Origin of the sequence: Carnobacterium maltaromaticum DSM 20342 (assembly GCF_000744945.1) — a bacterium.
Taxonomy (GTDB): domain Bacteria; phylum Bacillota; class Bacilli; order Lactobacillales; family Carnobacteriaceae; genus Carnobacterium; species Carnobacterium maltaromaticum.
The window spans coordinates 2,116,365-2,136,178 of the sequence record NZ_JQMX01000001.1 but is presented as its reverse complement, the minus strand read 5'-3'; the positions used below and the strand labels follow the sequence as shown (position 1 = coordinate 2,136,178).

Below are 19,814 nucleotides of genomic sequence, written 5' to 3'. Positions count from 1 at the left end.
AATACTCTATTTCAGTTTAAGCTATAACCTAAAAATACTTTTATAACAAGTTTGTATAAGGAGGTTAGTTCTATGAGGACAACCTATTTTTAGCAAATAAATAAATCAATTAAACAAAAGAAGTTAACATGTATAGACATAGAGAGAAGGAAATTGAAAATAATGAGCAAACATAAAATAAAAATAATTTTCATTTTTATATTGAGTTTAGCTGGTGTGACTTTATATGGGAATTATGAAGTTTTTAGGGGACATATTTTTGCAGAAACAAATGAAAATATTACAAGAAGCGAAGCAGAAAATAGTCTAATAGAAGCTAGTGGAGCAACAAATGTTGAAAAAAAAGAAGAACAACCAGCCAATCAAGAAATAGGGACAGAGTTAGATACTGACTGGGAAATTGGAACAGCTGCTGATTATTTTGAAAAAAAAGGCAATAAAATCAGCTGGGAAAAGGGAGCATGGTGGTATACCTACGACAAAGGAAGTTGGGTATTTAGAGATTCAATCGAAGCGACTTTGATTGTTAACGGGAATTTTTTAAGTGGCACCTCAGAAAATACAAATGGGGGCTTTTTATGGGCGAATACAAGTGAGTCAATTTATCTGGTGAATCATGAGAAGAGTATGCTAAAGCGTAGTTTTCCTTATAAAACGTACAACATTGAGATTATTCAACAGTTATTAGAAGATGGATCTGTAGAAATAAGTTATCAAGTTACAAATAATAATTTAGAAGCTCAAAAAATTGGCATTAGTCAATATGTTGATATTGGTGATAATTCGCCAATTAGAGTTTTAAACGATTTTAAAGGGCTGAATGTAAGCAATGTGAAGTCTTTGGCAATGATTCCTGACCCAGAAACTATGCCTAATTGGGCCGCATCTAGTTATGGATCTTCTTTGATGAATTTTACGCCATATAGCTCAAATACAGCTGATGGATTGGGTTGGGAGTCTGGAAAACGGTATCGAAATATTCTGGCAGTTTTAACTCCTCCAGTTAAGTTAAAAGAAAATCAACCGATGGATCTAAGTGACTCTGGTGCAGCTATGAAAAATCCAGGAATCAATGTTTTACCTAAAGAAACTGCTGTGTTTAAACAACGGTTAAAGTATGGAAAATTCATTCCACCAGCGCTGACAGTAAATCAAAAAAGTGGGGATCTATATACAAGTGAAAGTTTTGAGATAACAGGAACTGTTTCTGCTGTAAGTAGCTCAAATTATCGTTTATATGCGGAATTGGATGATGCATGGAAAACCTTAGTACCATTAAAGGACTTCAAAGATATTCCTTTGCAAGAAGTCCAAAGTTATAAAGCAAGTATTGAAGGTGGGAAAATTTCTGCAGGAAACCATACTGTTTCAATTGTAGCGATAGATGAATATGGTGCTCGATCCGATGTTCAAAAAATCAATTTTCTAATCCGTGAGGTAAGTGGAACCCCGATAATTCAAAAGGTAAAATTAGGTGAGGAACTTACCCAGGATTTAACTAAATTATTTAAAGATGTTAAAGGAACAGGGACTAAACTAAAACAACTAGCACCATTTGATTCCACAAAAATAGGTTTCCAATGGGTTGATGCCACATTGATTGATGATAATCTAAAAGAAGAAATTGTTAAAGTTCCTGTGACAATCTATGATTCTCAAAGCACAATTTTTAATGATTCAGATAATCTAATTCTTAACGTAAAAAATGCTAAATTGACCATAGCAGAAATAAATACGGCAATTGAAAGAAATAGTTTAGATCAGTTGATTTTGGAAAAAAGTGATGCCAATGCTTGGCAAATGGAAGATGGAAAAGAAACTAATTTATCCATCACCACCCAAAATTCTAAACCACAACTAGGAAGATACGAAGCCACGATTAGAGCAACAAAAAAAGGTACAGCTAAATTTGTTGAAAAGAAAATATCTGTAATTGTAACGAAGGAGCCGCTAGAATCGGGCTGGGAATTAGGTGCGTCAACTGATTTTGTTGAAAAAAATGGCAACAAGATTAATTGGAATAAAGGGAATTGGTGGTACACCTATAACGGCTCTCCTTGGGTCTATACGACTCCAACTATGAGTACAATTGAAGCTACCTTGATTATTAATGGGAGCTTTTTACCTGGGACTAGTGAGGAGAGAACGAAAGGTTTTTTATGGGGGAATCAAGTTGAATCCCTTTATACTCGGAACACATCAACGAATACTTTAAAACGTAGCTTTATTTATCAAACATACCAAATTGATCTTATTCAGCAACTATTAGAGGATGGAACAGCAGAAGTCACATACCAAGTGACGAATAATAACCCTGAAGCTCAAAGAATTGGGGTCAGTCAGTTTGTTGATTTAGTGGATGCCTCACCTCCAGTTGTAAGTGTACTAAAGGATTTTAAGGGATTCCATATGTTACATTATGTACAACCAGTAGTCGTAATGCCAGATCCAGAAACGATGCCAAATTGGGTCGTTTCTGCTCAATCAACCTTGAAAAATTTCCAACAATATAATTCACAAACCGTTGATGGCGTTGGTTGGGAATCAAAAAAACATTATTGGAATGGCTCTAAGCCACTAAATCCACCGTTAGAATTACAAGAAGGACAAGCAGTCAATAATTTAGGCGATTTAGGGATGGCCATGAAAAACCCAGGGGTAACTGTTCTTCCAGGCGAAGCAACGACTTTCAAGCAAAGAATTAAATTTGGAGGAATGGTTGCGCCAGAGATTACATTGGATCAAAAAATTGAATCGTTATATAAAAATGAAAGCATTGATATAACAGGAACTATTTCTGATATCAATAATAAAAGTTATCGTTTATATCTTGAAATGGACAATAAAAATAAAAGCATGATTCCTTTGCTAGATTATGCGGATGTTCCTTTCAATGAAGTTCAAAACTATCAAGCTAAAATTGAAGGTAAGCTATTCTCAGCAGGAAAACATATAGTTTCGATTGTGGGCATCGATGAGTACGGTTCACGCTCTGTGGCTAAGCCAATAGAATTGACAATTAATGAATTAAGCGGCGAGCCCAAAATTCAAAAGGTTAAACAAGGTGAAGCAATTAGCAACGATCTGAAAAACTTATTTAAGGTAGTCAAAGGGACGAATGTAACCCTAAAAAATCCGCTGTCTATTGATTCATCAGTAATCGGTTTTCAGTGGGTTGAGGCAACATTAATCGATAATCAGCAAAAAGAAGTGACTGAAAAAATTCCTGTTAATGTTTATAACTCAGAAAGTACAGTATTTGATGACGTAACTAATAGTGCCTTAGATGCTAAGAACACTTCGTTTGATCTCGTGGATGTTCGTCAAAGTGATCAAGAAGGAACTTTAGATGAGTTGGTTTACAAAAAAGTTGCACCTAAAGCCTGGAATATAGCAGATGGTACGGAGCTACCTATAGAGCTTATTGCAAACGAAATTAAACCCATTCTTGGCAGTTATGTTGCTACTTTTAAAGCAACTAGAGAAGACTCTAGCACGAACATACAAAAAAATAGTGATATAGTAGTTGGCGGAGTACTTAAGTTTAAGGAAGTTCCCGAAAATTTAGATTATAAATCAGCTAAAATAAACCAAAAAATACAATATATAGAAAGAAAACAACCAAATTGGAATATGTCATTAGAAAATACAATTGGTTCAAACTGGTCATTATTTGCTAGTGTAACGCCTTTTGAAAATCAGTCCAAAGATAAGTTAAATAGTTCTTTGGTTTATAAAAATGAGAAAATGGAAGAAGTAGCTATCAATGACACAAGTCAAAAAATAGCAACTGGGAATGAGACCTACTCAACAATTCAATGGGCAGAATCAGCTGGGATGTTATTAAAAGTTAATCCAGATGCTAAAATTGGACGTTATCAAGGTGAAATTAATTGGGTGTTATCTGATGCCCCATAAAATCAAAATAAGACTTAGCATACTACGCTGAGTCTTATTTTTTCACGAGTTAATTTAATTTAGTATAATAAATCTCTTCCAATTTTTTCAACAAAGATCTCCATTCCTTTGGACTAGGAAAAGTCAGCCACAGAAACAGTTTATCAAGAGAGACGGAAATTAAATCTGGAGGTAATGGGAAGTCTGAAATAATTAAATCTAAGTCTGGAGAAGTAGAAGAATAAAATTCAACTGGAACAGAACTTATTTTTTTAATTAAACTTTGAATCCAATCGGTTTCTTCTTGCCCTACTTTTGAACAAACTAAAAGACGAAGTGGCGGAGCTCCGTTGATTAATAATCTACGAATCAACAGCGTAAAGCTTAGTACTTGGAAAGGAGCGATATGGAATTCTTCTTCTTGTGTGGAAAGGTAACTAAAAAATTGCATTGAATATCTTAAAACATCTGGGTTTTCTTCTCTGAGAACTTCAGTAACTGAATTAACTCCAAAAGAGCTAGTACCGCCGTGGAAAGTCTTATTTTTTTCATAAATTAGGGATAAGTTTAAGTATAAATATACATAATCTTCATTACTTAAAATTGTGTCAAAGTAATTTGTATAATAAAGAATCCATTGTTGTGCAAATTTAAGTTCAGGTATTTTCTGAATAGGAATTAAGTTTGTTACTTTTTTAGGATAAATTGTTGAAGTGACGCATAAGAAATAAAGACTGTGAATTTCTAGACTCTGTTGGGCAGGCATTAATTTATTAAAATAAGGTGCAGTTAAGTTTTTAAACTGAGCATAAGAATAATTAATTTCTTTGATAGGATAAGGAATTACTTCGGATACTAGGTAGCCTTGAGAAATTCGAGTTAAAGAAATATTTAAATAGAGTTGGAAATAAAGAAAATGTGGAATGGATAAATTTAAATCTTGTTTTATTCTGTTAAGGTATTCAGTATCTTTCAAATCAGGATGTTTGTATTCCCCTGTTGAACGAAAAATTTCCCAAAAGAAAACCGAAAAAAAATAACGAATTTGCTTTTCTTCACCAATAAGGAATTGTTTTTTTGTGAAATCTAGTTCTAAATCAAACTCAGCAAGTACTTCTTTTAAAGGTGTAATCCGACGATAGAAGGTTGTTCTACTGACAAAAAAGTTTTCTATAATTTGATCTAAAGAAATCTCAGCTTCTTTAAAAATGGATTGTACGAGTTCAACACATAAACTTCTTTCCATATAGTAACGATAAAAATTTTCTAAAGAAAAATTTGTGGAAAACGTAGCAATGATTTTTGTTTCTGTAACTTCTAGCGTAAGCTGATTTTCCCACTGACAATCAGCAATATCTCGTTCAAGATCTGTGATAATTTTTAAAATAGTTCTGCGATCGACATTTAAAAAATCTGAGTAATAATTAATTGTTTCTTGAGGTGTTTTTTTATAAAAATGCTCAAGTAATTTTAAAATTAGATGGAAGGGTTTATCTAATAATTTTTTCAAATGAATGTACCTACTTTCTGGTGTTATCTAAAGGGGAAGGAGAGACGTTATTTTGATAAAATAAACAAATTTTCATTCTTAAATTATACACTAAAAACGTTATTAAATAAAGGTTATGAGCATTTTTTTGCAAAAAAAATAAGTTTTAAATTATTGTTTATAGTAGTTTTTCTTGTGAAAAATAACACGAGTAGATATCTTTATTTGGTATATAAAAAAGGATAGATAAATACGTTAAAAGAATTAATATAATGGATTCCTTAAACTAGAATTATATTTAAATGAGAATTAGATTATTGTTAGAAATGAATTGACGAAAGAAAACGCTTCCTATATAATTAGAAGCGTACAGATATCTGTTTGTTGAAGCAACGAGGCTTCTAATTAACATACGCAGAACTAGCGATGAAGCTAGGGAGAGCAGTTATTTAGGGGACTCTTTTTGTCCCGCTTTAGAAAAACATAAAGAGGGGAAGGAAGCAAAATGAATAGAAATCAAAAAATAAGTAGAGGTGTATTTATTCTTTTGGGAACGATGATTGTATTAGGCGGGTGTGGAGCCAATAATAATAAAAATGAAACAAAAAAAGAAGTGCCCTCAGAAAGTTCAGTTGCAAAAAAAGAAGTCGAATTAAAAGTAGGCAATTGGGAAAAGACAAATTACGCAGCCTTAAAAACGGCCATATCAGAGCACGGTACATTGAGTGAAGATTATCAAAAAAGTCCAAAACCCTATGCTGTTTTTGACTGGGACAATACGACAATCATCAATGATATTGGAGAAGCAGTTTTAACGTATCAATTAATGAATTTGCGTTTTAAAATGAATCCGACAGAATTAGAAACAGCACTGAAAACCAATATTCCTGCAGATGATTTTAAAGAAGAATGGAACAATAAAGCTGGGGGAGCCGTTAATATTGAAAAAATTGCAGCTGACATTGGTTCGAGTTATCAAGCTTTATATCAAAATTATGAAGGTTTAGCTGGTAATCAGTCATTGGAAGAAGTTAAGAAATTCCCAGAATATGTAGATTTTAGTAGCAAATTGCGCTACTTATATGAAGCCATTGGCAGTTCCTTTAGTTCAGATATAAGTTATCCCTGGGTCACTTATTTAGTGAGTGGGATGACCTCGAAGGAAGTTCAAGATTTAAGTCAAGAGGCAGCAGATTATTGGCTGGAGCAAGATTTGGGTGAAGAAACATGGACAAGTCCTGCAGATTTAAAAGGACAAGCTGGGGAACTAGCAGTCACCTTTAAAACCGGAATTCGTACTGTCCCAGAAATGCAAGATTTATACCAAACATTGATGGCGAATGGGATTGATGTTTATGTCTGTTCAGCTTCATTTATTGATGTGATTGTTCCTTTTGCTACCCATGCTAAATATGGATACCAAGTACCTAAAGAGCAAGTCTATGCGATGCAATTAAAGAAAAATGCAGAAGGAGTCATCCAAGCTGAGATGGATCCAGACTATGATCAAACGCAGGGAAAAGGCAAAACGGATACGATTATCAAGTTCATTGCACCTAAACATGAAAATGTTACGCCTATTTTAGTTGCTGGTGATAGCAATGGCGACGTAGCGATGCTTTCAGATTTCCCAGATTTACAAGTTGGATTAATTTTTAATCGAGTGAAGGACGGTGGGATTGGAAAGCTAGCTAAAGAAGCTACCGAATCTGCGGGAAATAAAGATCAGCGTTACTTTTTACAAGGTCGAGATGAAAATAAAGGCCAGCTTATCCCAAGTTCAAAATCAATTTTATTAGGTGAAACTGAAGAAAAATTACTGAATGTTGCAAAATAAAAATAGTGTGATGGAACTCTCTTTCTGAAAGGAAGGAGAGTTCTTTTCAAATTTAAGGCAAAAGTATGTAGAAAGTCATAATTTTTTTAAATAAGGACTTATTTTACCAATATTTAATTGAAATTCGATTAAGATATCGCTATCATTAAGACATGCTTATGCAATTAATAATATTTACCAATAAATAGTGATGAAGAGAAGTGATGAAAAAATGACAAAAAGTATTTCAATGAAGGAAATCATTCAGTTACTAAAACAATACAATCAATTTTTAGGATTCATGGCAAACAATGAAATGAATCATTCAAAGTTAATGACTAGTGTGTTTGAACAAATCCATTTTGATTCTAGAAAAGTTGTCGAAAATACTTTATTTATTTGTAAAGGAATCAACTTTCAATCTGACTATTTAATTCAAGCAATTCATGCCGGAGCAACTGGGTTTGTAATGGAAGAAAAACAACGAAAAGAACTTGATATGACTCTGGAAATCCCTGGAATACTTGTTAAACATAGTCAAAAATCTATGGCATTAATAGCCATGCATTTTTATGATTATCCACAAAAGAAACTAAGAATTATCGGGGTTACAGGTACAAAAGGCAAAACAACCACTTCTTTTTTTATTAAGCGTATTTTGGATCAGCAAAATGGCAATAAAACGGCCCTTTTTTCTACTGTATTTACAGATGTTGGATTAGGCCAAACACCAGCTGAATTAACCACACCAGAATCATTAGATTTATATCGATTAATGGATCAAGCCGTTGGGAAAGGTTATCAAGACTTGGTTATGGAGGTTTCGTCTCAGGCTTATTTAATGCAGAGAGTCTATCAATTAGAGTATGATTTAGGTATCTTTTTAAATATTTCACCTGATCATATTGGTGAAAATGAACATGTAGATTTTGCAGACTATTTAAAGCATAAATTAAAGATATTTAAGCACAGTAAAGCCGTTGTGATACATACCGATACGCTGGCTTTATCTGAAATTAAGAAAACTGCTGAAGAAAGTACGCCAAACGTTATTTGGGCAGGTGAAGCAGAGGGAGTAGCTGGAACAAACTATTCACTAGCCAAGGTGGAGCATCAAGCTGAATCTGTCCAATTTCAAATTGTAGAAAAGAAACTTTTTGAAGCAGAACAAAGGAGACTTGCTACACGTTTTTGCTTAAACATAGTCGGAGCTGTTAATCTAGAAAACGCTTTGGTTGCGATTGCAGCTACCCGCTATTTAGGTTGTAGTGAGGCAGAAATTAAAGCTGGCTTAGCCTCTGCAAAAGTCCCAGGTAGAATGGAAATTATCCCTCATAAAGAGGCAATGATTATTGTGGATTATGCGCATAATGCGATTAGTTTACAAAAGTTGTTAATGTGGACAAAGGCACGCTATCCTGATGGGCAACAAATTGTTGTTTTTGGTTGCCCAGGTAACAAAGGTTTTTCTAGGCGTCAAGATTTAGGTGAAACCGCAGCGCAATTAGCTGATTATGTTATTTTGACGGAGGATGACCCCGGGTTTGAGGATCCGCGAGCTATTTGTGAGGAGATTGGGTCTCATTTAAACGGATTTGTATCGTATGAATTTATCTTGAATCGGGAAGCTGCAATCACTAAGGCTTTAAAACGGGTTCAAGCGGGTGATGTTTTGTTGGTGGTTGGCAAAGGGAGCGATGCTTTTCAGTTACGAAATGGGGTTAGGGAATCTTATGTGACAGATAGCCAAGTGATTAAAGATCAATTACAGTTTGTTTTATAAGAAAAGGTTAAGAAAGCCGATGGTAGCAATCTTTCTAATGGTGTTTAAGGAAAACTTTAGCAATATCTGTTATGATTAGTTTATAATTTAAAAAAATAATACCTAATAATAAGGAGAACACTTATGAAAATTTTAGTAGTAGATGATGATAAAGAAATTGTAGAACTATTAAGTATTTATATAAAAAATGAAGGTTACGAAGTTGAGAAAGCCTATAATGGGAAAGAAGCGATGACGAAAATTGTCACAAATCCTGATATTGATTTAATGGTGTTAGATGTTATGATGCCTAAAATGGACGGAATTGAGGTTGTTAAAGAGTTGCGTAAAGAATCTCAGATGCCTGTTTTAATGTTAAGTGCTAAAACAACGGATATGGATAAGATTCAAGGGTTAATAACGGGAGCGGATGATTATGTTGCGAAGCCGTTTAATCCACTTGAAGTCATGGCCCGTATTAAATCATTGTTGCGCAGAAGCAATTATCAAGTAACGAATGATGAGCCTGATATTTTAGAGATTGGTCCATTAGTTATTCAAAAGGATTCACATGAAGTGACGACTATTTCTGGAAAATCAATCCAGTTAACAGCGTTAGAATTTGGGATTTTGTACTTGTTAGCAAGTCATCCTAATCGTGTTTTTAGTGCAGATGAGATTTTTGAACGTGTTTGGCAACAAGAAAGTTTAGTTTCAGCTAAGACTGTAATGGTTCATGTGAGTCATTTACGTGACAAAATTGAAGAAGCAACTGGTGGAGAAAAAGTGGTTCAAACCGTTTGGGGCGTTGGTTATAAAATCGAAGCGCGCTAAAACTAAAAAAAGTAACTTTCAAGCAAGATGAATAGGAGATGTAAATAAGATTTGAAGTTAACAGGTAAAGAAAAAAGTGAATTGATATTTGAAGGATTTATTACAGCGGGCTTAATTTACTTGCTTTATTTAGCTGTCCTGATTATTTTCGATCAACTAATTGTTGTTTCACCAGATGTCAGAGATTCTATTTGGATTTTTAAAACATCAGTCACAATTGGAAATACACAGATTCTTTCATACAAAATTATTTTTATTGCGTTTCTTGTCATCACTGGGATTATTACTATTTTTTGGCGTTTAAAACGTCGCTATAAACAAATGCAGCTTCGTCATGTTATTAGTGAGCTGCATTATATTGCTGAGGGTCATTACGATCATCGAATTCCTTTTGAATTACCAGGGGATATGAACAAAGTAGTCGACAGCATTAATGTTTTAGTTGATAGTACTGTGACTGCGATGGAAGAGGAACGTAAAATTGAACAATCTAAAGATGAGCTCATTACGAATGTGAGCCATGATATTCGTACGCCTTTAACTTCAATTATTGGTTATTTGGGTTTAATTGAAGATCAGCAATATCAAAGCCAAGAAGAGTTGCTAAAATATACGCATACAGCTTATATTAAAGCGAAACAAATGAAAATTTTAGTAGAAGATTTATTTGAATATACGAAGGTTCGGCAACATACAACACCTTTAAATTTAACTGAATTTGACATGTTAAAATTGTTGGATCAATTGGCAGCTGATTTTGAATTGGATGCTGAGAAAAAGGGAATGACAATTGAGGTCGAACCTGGATCAGCAGCGATTCCAATTGAAGCTGACGCAGAGAAATTAGTTCGTGTTTTTAACAATTTAATTTCGAATGCATTGAAATATGGTGTTGGTGGGAAAAAAATTACGATTGAAGCTCAAAAAGTGGGTAAGGAAGTCATTATTGCAGTTAATAATGATGGCCCTATTATTCCAGAGGAAGCCCTAAATCAATTATTTGATCGCTTTTATCGAGTAGAAGAGTCGCGTTCGCAAGAAACAGGCGGAACAGGCTTAGGTTTGGCAATCGCTCAAAGTATCGTCACCTTACATGGAGGGTATATTTATGCCCGCTCAAGTCAAGAGTTAACAAGCTTTGTATTGCATTTACCAATTCGACAACAGCCATATGAAAAAGGCTAAACTGGAATATCGGATGAACGACTTATTTAGGGCGTAAAATTAAGAAAAAAAGAACTTAATTTTCCTTGTTTTTTGCTAGCAATTTCGCTACCATAGAATAAGAAATAAAAAACATTGAGGAGAATTGACTAGATGAAAAAAAATAACAAATTAACACTCGTTTTCGCGCTTATTTTAGCGGTGGGAACTGTTTTTCCAAGCCTATTAATCGGTGGAAAAGAAGCTTTTGCAGCTGAAGCACCAACTATTAATGCGGCAGCAGCATTTGCAATTGAGCCTAAGACTGGTAAAGTTCTATTAAACCAAAATGGGGATGCTCAATTGGGAATTGCTTCAATGACTAAAATGATTACAGAATATTTGGTTTTAGAAGCGATTAAAGAAGGTAAATTAACTTGGGATCAAAAACTGTCAATTGATGACTACTCTTACAATGTTAGTCAAAATAATGAATTATCTAATGTTCCATTGCGTAAAGATTCGCAATATACGGTAAAAGAATTGTTTGAAGCTATGGCTATCTATTCAGCAAATGCAGCAGCAATTACATTGGCTACGGCTGTTTCGGGTAGTGAGCCAGCTTTTGTTGATGCAATGCGTGAAAAAGTTAAATCGTGGGGCGCTAAAGATTTTTATTTAGTGAATGCAACTGGTTTAACAAATAGTGATTTACATGGCAATATTTACCCTGGAAGTGCAGATACAGATGAAAATACGATGACTGCTCGGGATATGGCGATTGTTGCTCAACATTTGTTGAACGATTTTCCAGAAGTTCTAGATACTGCCAAAATTCCAACAATGGATTTTAGAAAAGGTACAGAAGACGAAATCCACATGGAAAACTGGAACTGGATGTTACCTGGTTTGATTTATGGTCGTGATAATGTCGATGGCTTAAAGACTGGAACGACTGATATTGCTGGAGCTTGTTTTACTGGAACTGCTGAAGAAAATGGAATGCGTGTTATCACTGTTGTTATGAACGCTGGTGATGGCGAAACGAATAAAGGTGCTCGTTTTGAAGCAACCTCTCAAATCATGGATTATGCATTTGCTAATTGGGAAATGAAAGATATCGTGAAAAAAGGCGATTCAAACAAAGCTTTAAAACCTTTAACAGTTGATAAAGGTAAAGAAGATAGTGTGAAATTGATTATCGATGAAGATTTAAAAATGTTAGTCCAAAAAGATACAGACGTTAAAAATTTAAATGTTACGTTTACAATGAAAGACGGTCTTTTAACAAGCGACAATAAAATTGAAGCACCTGTTAAAAAAGGTCTAGAAGTGGGTACTGCACAAATTGTACCTGCTAACGATACTCTAGGCTACGTTGACGGTTCACAAGGGAAAACAGTTAAAGTTGTGACTGAAAATGCAGTTGAAAAAGCTGGGTTCTTCTCATTAATGGGACGTAACATCAGCGAATTCTTCAGCAATTTATTTTAATCTAACAAAAATAAGAATTTAATTTCTCTACTAATTTTTATTGACTTTAGTTAAGATAGTGTGTAGTATATGAATCACTGTAACAAAACAATTGAAAAAGGCTCAGAAAATCTTTCGCCGGAAAGATTTTCTATTAGGCCAGATAAATCAACCCAAGGCTTTAAGGTTGATTTGTCTGGCCTTTTTATTTTTTTATAGAAAGCAGGAAAAGACAATGGAACAGACAAAGAATAGTATTTACAGTAGCGATATAAGCAAAAAATTAGAGGTGAACGTGAACCGAGGACTTTCAAATGAGGATGTCCAGCAACGTTTGTTGAAGTATGGAAAAAATGAATTAGTCGGCATCAAGGAAAAAACGCTTTGGGATCATCTTCTACATTCCTTAAAAGATATCACCATCATCATTCTGTTGGTAGCTACAGGAATATCCACATATGTGGCATTTACTTCACATCCAGATGATTTTACTGAACCTGTCGTGATTTTTTTGATTGTTCTTTTGAATATTTTCTTAGGAATTAGAGAACAAGTAAAAGCTGAAAAATCAACAAAAGCGTTAAAAAGTTTTCATGTCCAAGAAGCTAAGGTAGTCCGTGATGGTAAATTAGGACTTTATGAAACGGGCGAATTGGTGCCAGGAGATATTATTCAGCTAGAGACTGGTGATAAAGTCCCCGCAGATGCAGTCATTCTTGACGAGATGAATTTGTTTGTAGATGAATCATTATTAACGGGGGAAAGTGAGCCAGCCGCAAAGGATAGTAGCTATCAACCAAGTGGAAATGAAGGCATTGGCGATCGGAAAGATAAGCTGTTTTCTGGATCGTTAGTTGTTAGTGGGAAAGCGACGGCTATTGTGGTGGAAACCGGTATGACTACCGAAATCGGGAAAATATCAAGTCTTTTAGAAACGGAAACCACCTTAGCACCGATTCAAATTAGAATGCAAAAATTAGGAAAAGTATTGAGTATTGTTGCGTTGTTAGCAGCGTTAAGTGCAGTTGGGATTGGTTGGGTACGCGGGGAAACGGTCCCAGAATTGTTAATGATTGCAATTTCTCTGGCAGTTGCGGCAATTCCAGAAGTATTACCAGTAGTTGTGACAATTTCACTGTCTTATGGAATTAGTACCATGGCTAAAAAGAATGCGATTATCCGAACGCCAACAGCAGTTGAAACTATTGGACATGTTTCTGTGATTTGTTCAGATAAGACCGGTACATTAACGCAAAATAAGATGGAAGTCGAAAAAATTTGGGCTGGGTCGGAAGCCGCTAAATCTGTTAAGCATGAATTAAATCAAACAGAAAAAGAATTAATTAAGTATTTTTATTTAGCCAGTTCAGCCAATCAAAACCAAAAAATAGGGAACCCGACTGAATTAGCTATCTTAGATTTAGCATTACAAGAAATAGAAGATAAACAAGCTTTAGAACAAAACTACCAGAAAATTCATGAAATTCCTTTTGATTCTTCTAGGAAACGAATGACCGTTGTTTATCAAACGGTCGAAGGCTATCTTTCTTTGACAAAAGGAGCTTTTGACCGCTTGGATCTGGCATTAAAGAATAAGGAGGAAGACGAAAAAATAAAAGCCGTTCACGATGAATTTGCGAATCAAGCGTTAAGGGTCTTAGGTTTAGGAGTGAAAAAATTCAAGCAACTGCCAGCCGATTTATCAGATGAGTTTCTTGAAAGCAACTTGGAATTTGCCGGTTTTGTCGGCATCATTGATCCCCCAAGAAAAGAAAGCTATGCTGCAGTCAAAAAAGCTTCTGAAGCTGGGATTAAGACGATTATGATTACAGGTGACCATTTGATTACGGCTAAAAGAATTGCCGAAGATATTGGGATTTTAAAGGCTGGTTTGAAAGTCATGGACGGAACGGAATTAGCAAGCTTAACGGACCAACAATTAGAGCAGGTAATTGATGAGTATCGCGTATTTGCCAGAACGTCTCCAGAAGACAAAATTAGAATTGTAAAAGCTTTGCAAAATAAAAATGAAATTGTCGCTATGACAGGTGATGGCGTCAATGATGCACCTGCCTTAAAAGCTGCAGATGTTGGGATTGCCATGGGAAGTGGTACTGATGTAGCCAAAGAAGCTGCTGATATGATTTTAGTAGATGATAACTTTTCAACGATTGTAGCAGCGGTCCAAGAAGGCAGACGTGTCTATAGCAATATTCGGAAATCAATCTATGCCATGTTAGGCTGCAACCTTTCTGCTGTTATGATTGTGTTGATTTCGTTGCTAATGGGTTGGGGCGCGCCAGTAACCGCTATTCAGTTATTGATTATCAAAGTGGTTGCAGATGGAATTCCAGGGTTCAGTCTATGTGTTGAAAAATCTGAGTCTGAAAGCATGAAGCAACCACCTGTTGTAAATGGTACGAGTATTTTTCATGATGGATTGCTTAAAAAAATTGGTACGATTTCGCTTGTATTTACAGTCGTCACTCTGATTGCTATTTATATTGGAAAATTCGTGAGTTTTAATGGGAGAGTGACCCCTAGTCTAGAAATAGCTCAGTCCATGACTTTCGTTGTTTTAGGATTAACGACCATTGTGCATATGTATAACTGTAGAAGCAGACATTCGGTTTTTAAGACGAATTTTTTCAGCAATAAACTTTTAGTCACTACGACGATTAGTGGAGCGATGATCATTATTCTATTGCCGATGATTCCATTTACAGCTACTATTTTTGGATTAGTTCCACTTAGTAGCTATCATTGGCTGGTAATAGGTATCTTATCAATGATTCCTTTAATCTTTATTGAAATCCAAAAAGGCATGAATCGTTTTGGGCGTTTATAATAGAGAAGGAAAATTGCGGAGACCCCTAACTTAATTTTTGTAGCTTGATTTTTCAAGTTAATTTAGGTATGATAAGAACAACAAGTAAATAATTTGAACGTTAGTAGCATGGCCTAGTAAATCAAATAAATACCTGAAAGAGAGTCAGTGGTTGGTGGAAACTGATGGTTTATTTTTTTGAATCCCTCATGTGAAGTGAATAATGAACCTTGCTTTTAAAGCAACTTAAATTATTTCGGCTACAGACCGTTATCTGTCTTTGAGTGTAGATAGAACGAGAACGTTGTATCTAAATTTGGGTGGTACCGCGAATGTTATAAGTCCTTTCGTCCCTTTTATAGGGAGGAGAGGGCTTTTTTATTTTTTTTCCTATCGGATAGGTAAAGGACAACTAAAAAAGAGGAGCTGGATAAGTATGTTAGATATCAAAAAATTAAGAAGCGATTTTGCAACAGTAGAAGCTAAATTAGCTACTCGTGGAGTGAAAAAAGAACTTTTAGAAAATTTTGTTGAATTAGATGAAAAACGTCGAGAGTTAATTGTAAAAGCTGAAAAGTTGAAAAAATACCGAAATACGGTTTCTGGAGATATTGCTTTATTAAAGCGTAACAAAGAAAATGCCGATGATAAAATTAAAGAAATGCGTGAAGTTGGAGATGAAATCAAAGTCTTAGATGATGAATTAGTTGCAATTGATACAGCTTTATCAGAAATTGCCGCAACATTACCTAATCTTCCACATGATTCAGTTCCGGTTGGAGCAGATGAAGACGAGAATGTTGAATTACGCCGTTGGAGTACGCCTAAAACCTTCGATTTTGAACCTAAAGCGCATTGGGATATTGCTGAAGAACTAGATATTTTAGACTTTGAACGTGGCGCGAAAGTTGCCGGCAGTCGTTTCGTTTATTATAAAGGTCTAGGTGCTCGTTTAGAACGTGCAATCTATAACTTTATGCTAGATTTACACACAGGAGAACATGGCTACCAAGAAATGATTACTCCTTATATGGCAAATGCAAAATCTATGTACGGAACAGGTCAATTCCCTAAATTTAAAGAAGATGTTTTCCAAATTGAAAACGAAGATTTAACGATGATTTCAACTGCTGAAATTACCTTAACGAACTACTATCGTGATGAAATCTTAGCAGATGAACAATTGCCGATTTATTTCACGGCATTAAGTCCATCATTTAGATCAGAAGCTGGGAGTGCAGGACGAGATACTCGTGGGTTGATTCGCTTGCATCAATTTAACAAAGTTGAAATGGTTAAATTTAGTAAACCAGAAAATTCATATGATGAGTTAGAAAAAATGACGGCTAATGCTGAAGCTGTTTTACAAAAACTAGACTTACCTTATCGTGTTTTATCACTATGTACAGGAGATATGGGCTTTTCAGCAGCCAAAACCTATGATTTAGAAGTTTGGATTCCAGCCCAAGATGTCTATCGTGAAATCAGTTCATGTTCAAATTGTGAAGATTTCCAAGCACGTCGCGCCATGATTCGTTACCGCAATGAAGAAACAGGTAAACCAGAACATGTTCATACTTTAAATGGTTCAGGTTTAGCAGTTGGGCGGACATTTGCAGCTATTTTAGAAAATTACCAACAAGCAGATGGTTCTGTAAAAATTCCAGACGTTTTAATTCCATACATGGGTGGCGTTACTGAAATCACAAAAGCAAAATAAAAAGTTGTAAATAGGAGATTAAGATGAAAATCTTAGTCTCTTTTTCTATATATTAGAAGCAGACTATTTTTTATCTAAAGGGTAGAATGCTATACTCACTATATATCATTTAATTCTTAGTTAGGAGAGTGACAGAAATGACAGAAAATCATGAAGAAAAAGCCATTTTTGCAGGAGGCTGTTTTTGGTGTATGGTGAAACCATTTGATACACAACCAGGAATAAAATCTGTTGTTGCCGGTTATACAGGCGGACATACAGTAAATCCAACATACGAAGAAGTTTGTAGCGAAACAACGGGTCACACAGAAGCTGTTGAAATCACATTTGATCCAACGATTTTCAGCTATCAAAAATTAGTAGAAATTTATTGGCAACAAACCGATCCAACAGATGCTAGTGGACAATTTGCCGATCGAGGTTCATCTTATCGTCCTGCGATTTTTTATTTAACAGAAGAGCAACGTGAAATAGCCGAAGCCTCTAAAAAAACATTAGCTGAAAGTGGCCGTTTCAAACAACCGATTGTCACTGAAATTGTGCCAGCAATGCCTTTTTATCCTGCCGAAACGTACCATCAAGATTATTACCAAAAAAATCCGATGCACTACAATCGCTATCGTCAGGGATCAGGTAGAGCTGGGTTTATTGAAAAAGCATGGAAATAATAATAGTAGATATATGACAAAAAAACATAGTAAAACTCAGATATAAATGGGTTTTCTATGTTTTTTTATTTATATAGAATGAAAATTATAATTAGCTAACTTAATGATAAAAAGCATATATGCATATCAGATTAAGATAGGTTTTTGAAGTATATTTTCAATAATTTTTTGACTAGCGGGACCCATTCTGTGAAGTTAGGAAAGTCTAACCATGGGAAGTAAATATCTGGGTTATCTGAGATGAATTTTTTAGGTAAAGGGAAATCAGAAATGATTAAGTCTAAGTTAGGATTCCATCCTTGATGAAATTGAATTGGAATTGGGCATATTTCTGCAATTCGTTTTTCTACCCAAGAGTTTTCTTCCGTGCTTATTTTTGAACAAACAAGAACGTTAACAGGTGGTAAAGCCTGTAAAATAACCCTTCGAAGTAAAAGAGTAAAATAGAATTTTTGGGATTTATCTACATGTAATTCGGGCTCTTTTTGACTGAGAAAATGAAAAAATGGGTTGACTTGGTCTAACAAGTAACCATCATCGGAATACATAGCTTCTTCCAAAGAGTTGAATCCAACTGAAAGACTGCCACCTGTATAAAAATTTTTTTTTAAATACAATACATATAGATTAAGAACTAAATAAACGTAGTCTTTATTTGCAAAACTTACCTGGAAATATTCGGAAGCATAGGAAATAAATTTTTGAACTGTCGTCATAATAGGGGAAGACCAAGGCATGCTACTTAATGAAAGTTCTTTACTTATATTTGGTGAATAGATATTACATGTCGTAAAACTAAAGTAAAGAGTATCCATCTCAGCTTCAAGCTCAGATGGAGCAAGAGAATAATCAGAAAAATCAGGAGAGACCAGTTTTTTAAAGTCCGAATAAGAAAAGTTGAAAATGGCTGCTTCAGGAAGACTATAGTCCGGACTAGAACTAAGTACGTATCCTTGCTCAATTCTGGTTAAAGCAATTTGAAGCTGTAATTCTATAGCCAAAATAAAAGGGATTGTTAAGTTTTTTCCAGAGGTTAGAAATTTAAGTTCTTTTTTTTCTTTATTGCTAGAACTTGTTTCAGAATAAGGAAATGAACGGAACACTTCCCAAAAAAGAGTGGAGAAGAAATAACGAATTTGTGTTTCTGATCCAACTAATTTATTTTTAGAATCAGTGAAATCTAGGCTTAAATTAAAATCATCTAGTACTTCTTTTGAGTATTTAATCCGACGATAGAAAGTGGCTTTGCTAACATAAAGGTATTCACATATTTCATCAATACTATCAGAAGGATATTTAAACAAGCTAAGGAAAAGTCTAACAGCAAAACTTTCTGACATATAATGAGAGAAAAAAACTTCAATAGAAAAAAAGGGGCTAATTGTTGTATATACACTTTTATCAATGATTTCAATAGTAAGCATATTTTCCCAATGGTTGCGTGAAATATCCAGTTGTAAAGTATGAATTGTTTTTAAAATAGTTCTACGATCTAGTTTAAGCTGTTCTGAAAAAAAGGTAATTGACCTTGATGGATAGTCTTTATTTAGTTGTTTTAACAAAGATAAAATAGGAATAAAATTGGGGTCTAGTAATCTTTTCATAGATAAAGGCTCCTTTTAATTTTAGATCTTATATATTTTTAAAGTATAGAAAAAAAACAATAAAAAAACAAGGAAATACTATTGATTACAATAGGAATATAATTAAAATCTTATCTTTTGTACATATTTAAGCACACAGTGATAGAGTTTTAAAAAAAATGCACAGATTTAAAATAAATAAAGTAAATAACATTAAAATTACTGTTCTGAATCTCACAGCATGTTTTTTTTTTTGCAGTAAAAGGAATCGCCTAATTAAACAATAGACTGTAAGATGGATTTTGTGTTTGAGAAAAAATCTTAACTATATCTATTTAATAATCATTATAGGTGGAAAATAAGTCGATTTATCAGACTAGTATGTAATGAAGATTGCTGAGAATAATCTAGTATAAAATCAGTATATTTAAAAAAAATTATAAAAAAGTAGTAATTTAATAGAATTGTGAACGCCTGAAAACTATATGTATAGAAAGTTTTTAGATTGTGAACAGTAATAGAGTGATGTTTTTTTATATTCTAAATATAACTAGACATTATTCTTATTGCTAATATAAACATGTAGTCTAGAAAGGAAGAGA

The 19,814-nt window shown here is 34.3% G+C and carries 11 protein-coding genes and 1 other annotated feature; of the genes, 9 read left to right on the top strand and 2 right to left on the bottom strand.

Annotated features, from left to right (window positions below):
- The first annotated feature begins 162 nt into the window (after nucleotides 1-162).
- Entirely contained in the window at nucleotides 163-3,918 is a 3,756-nt protein-coding gene (locus BR77_RS10015) for a hypothetical protein (protein WP_015075264.1), read from the top strand.
- Nucleotides 3,919-3,967: 49 nt separating this feature from the next.
- On the opposite strand, the gene BR77_RS10010 is transcribed toward BR77_RS10015, so the two are convergent.
- Nucleotides 3,968-5,407, bottom strand: coding sequence for a helix-turn-helix domain-containing protein (locus BR77_RS10010; protein ID WP_016356297.1), 1,440 nt, complete (start codon nucleotides 5,405-5,407; stop codon nucleotides 3,968-3,970).
- Nucleotides 5,408-5,891: 484 nt separating this feature from the next.
- On the opposite strand from BR77_RS10010, the gene BR77_RS10000 reads away from it, so the two are divergent.
- The 8 genes from BR77_RS10000 to msrA all read left to right on the top strand — a co-directional run bounded on the left by BR77_RS10000 (nucleotide 5,892) and on the right by msrA (nucleotide 17,629).
- Nucleotides 5,892-7,223 carry an HAD family hydrolase gene (locus BR77_RS10000; RefSeq protein WP_016356298.1) on the top strand — a complete coding sequence of 444 codons (1,332 nt, stop codon included), beginning with the start codon at nucleotides 5,892-5,894 and terminating at the stop codon, nucleotides 7,221-7,223.
- A gap of 211 nt (nucleotides 7,224-7,434) precedes the next feature.
- Complete coding sequence (locus BR77_RS09995; protein ID WP_016356299.1) at nucleotides 7,435-8,985, top strand: Mur ligase family protein; 1,551 nt, start codon at nucleotides 7,435-7,437, stop codon at nucleotides 8,983-8,985.
- Between the two features lie 123 nt (nucleotides 8,986-9,108).
- Nucleotides 9,109-9,798: a response regulator transcription factor CroR gene (gene croR, locus BR77_RS09990; RefSeq protein ID WP_010050017.1), complete on the top strand. Its 690-nt coding sequence runs from the start codon at nucleotides 9,109-9,111 to the stop codon at nucleotides 9,796-9,798.
- Between the two features lie 51 nt (nucleotides 9,799-9,849).
- Complete coding sequence (locus BR77_RS09985) at nucleotides 9,850-10,983, top strand: sensor histidine kinase (protein WP_035064796.1); 1,134 nt, start codon at nucleotides 9,850-9,852, stop codon at nucleotides 10,981-10,983.
- A 132-nt stretch (nucleotides 10,984-11,115) separates the two neighbouring features.
- Entirely contained in the window at nucleotides 11,116-12,435 is a 1,320-nt protein-coding gene (locus BR77_RS09980; protein WP_035064794.1) for a serine hydrolase, read from the top strand.
- Between the two features lie 214 nt (nucleotides 12,436-12,649).
- A complete protein-coding gene (locus tag BR77_RS09975) occupies nucleotides 12,650-15,262 on the top strand; it encodes a cation-translocating P-type ATPase (RefSeq protein WP_015075272.1) in 2,613 nt (870 codons plus the stop codon).
- A gap of 93 nt (nucleotides 15,263-15,355) precedes the next feature.
- Nucleotides 15,356-15,599, top strand: a binding site (T-box leader).
- Nucleotides 15,600-15,677: 78 nt separating this feature from the next.
- A complete protein-coding gene (gene serS, locus BR77_RS09970; protein ID WP_015075273.1) occupies nucleotides 15,678-16,961 on the top strand; it encodes a serine--tRNA ligase in 1,284 nt (427 codons plus the stop codon).
- 137 nt (nucleotides 16,962-17,098) lie between these two features.
- Nucleotides 17,099-17,629 carry a peptide-methionine (S)-S-oxide reductase MsrA gene (msrA, locus tag BR77_RS09965; RefSeq protein ID WP_010050027.1) on the top strand — a complete coding sequence of 177 codons (531 nt, stop codon included), beginning with the start codon at nucleotides 17,099-17,101 and terminating at the stop codon, nucleotides 17,627-17,629.
- 131 nt (nucleotides 17,630-17,760) lie between these two features.
- On the opposite strand, the gene BR77_RS09960 is transcribed toward msrA, so the two are convergent.
- Complete coding sequence (locus BR77_RS09960) at nucleotides 17,761-19,233, bottom strand: helix-turn-helix domain-containing protein (RefSeq protein WP_035064791.1); 1,473 nt, start codon at nucleotides 19,231-19,233, stop codon at nucleotides 17,761-17,763.
- Nucleotides 19,234-19,814: the final 581 nt, after the last annotated feature.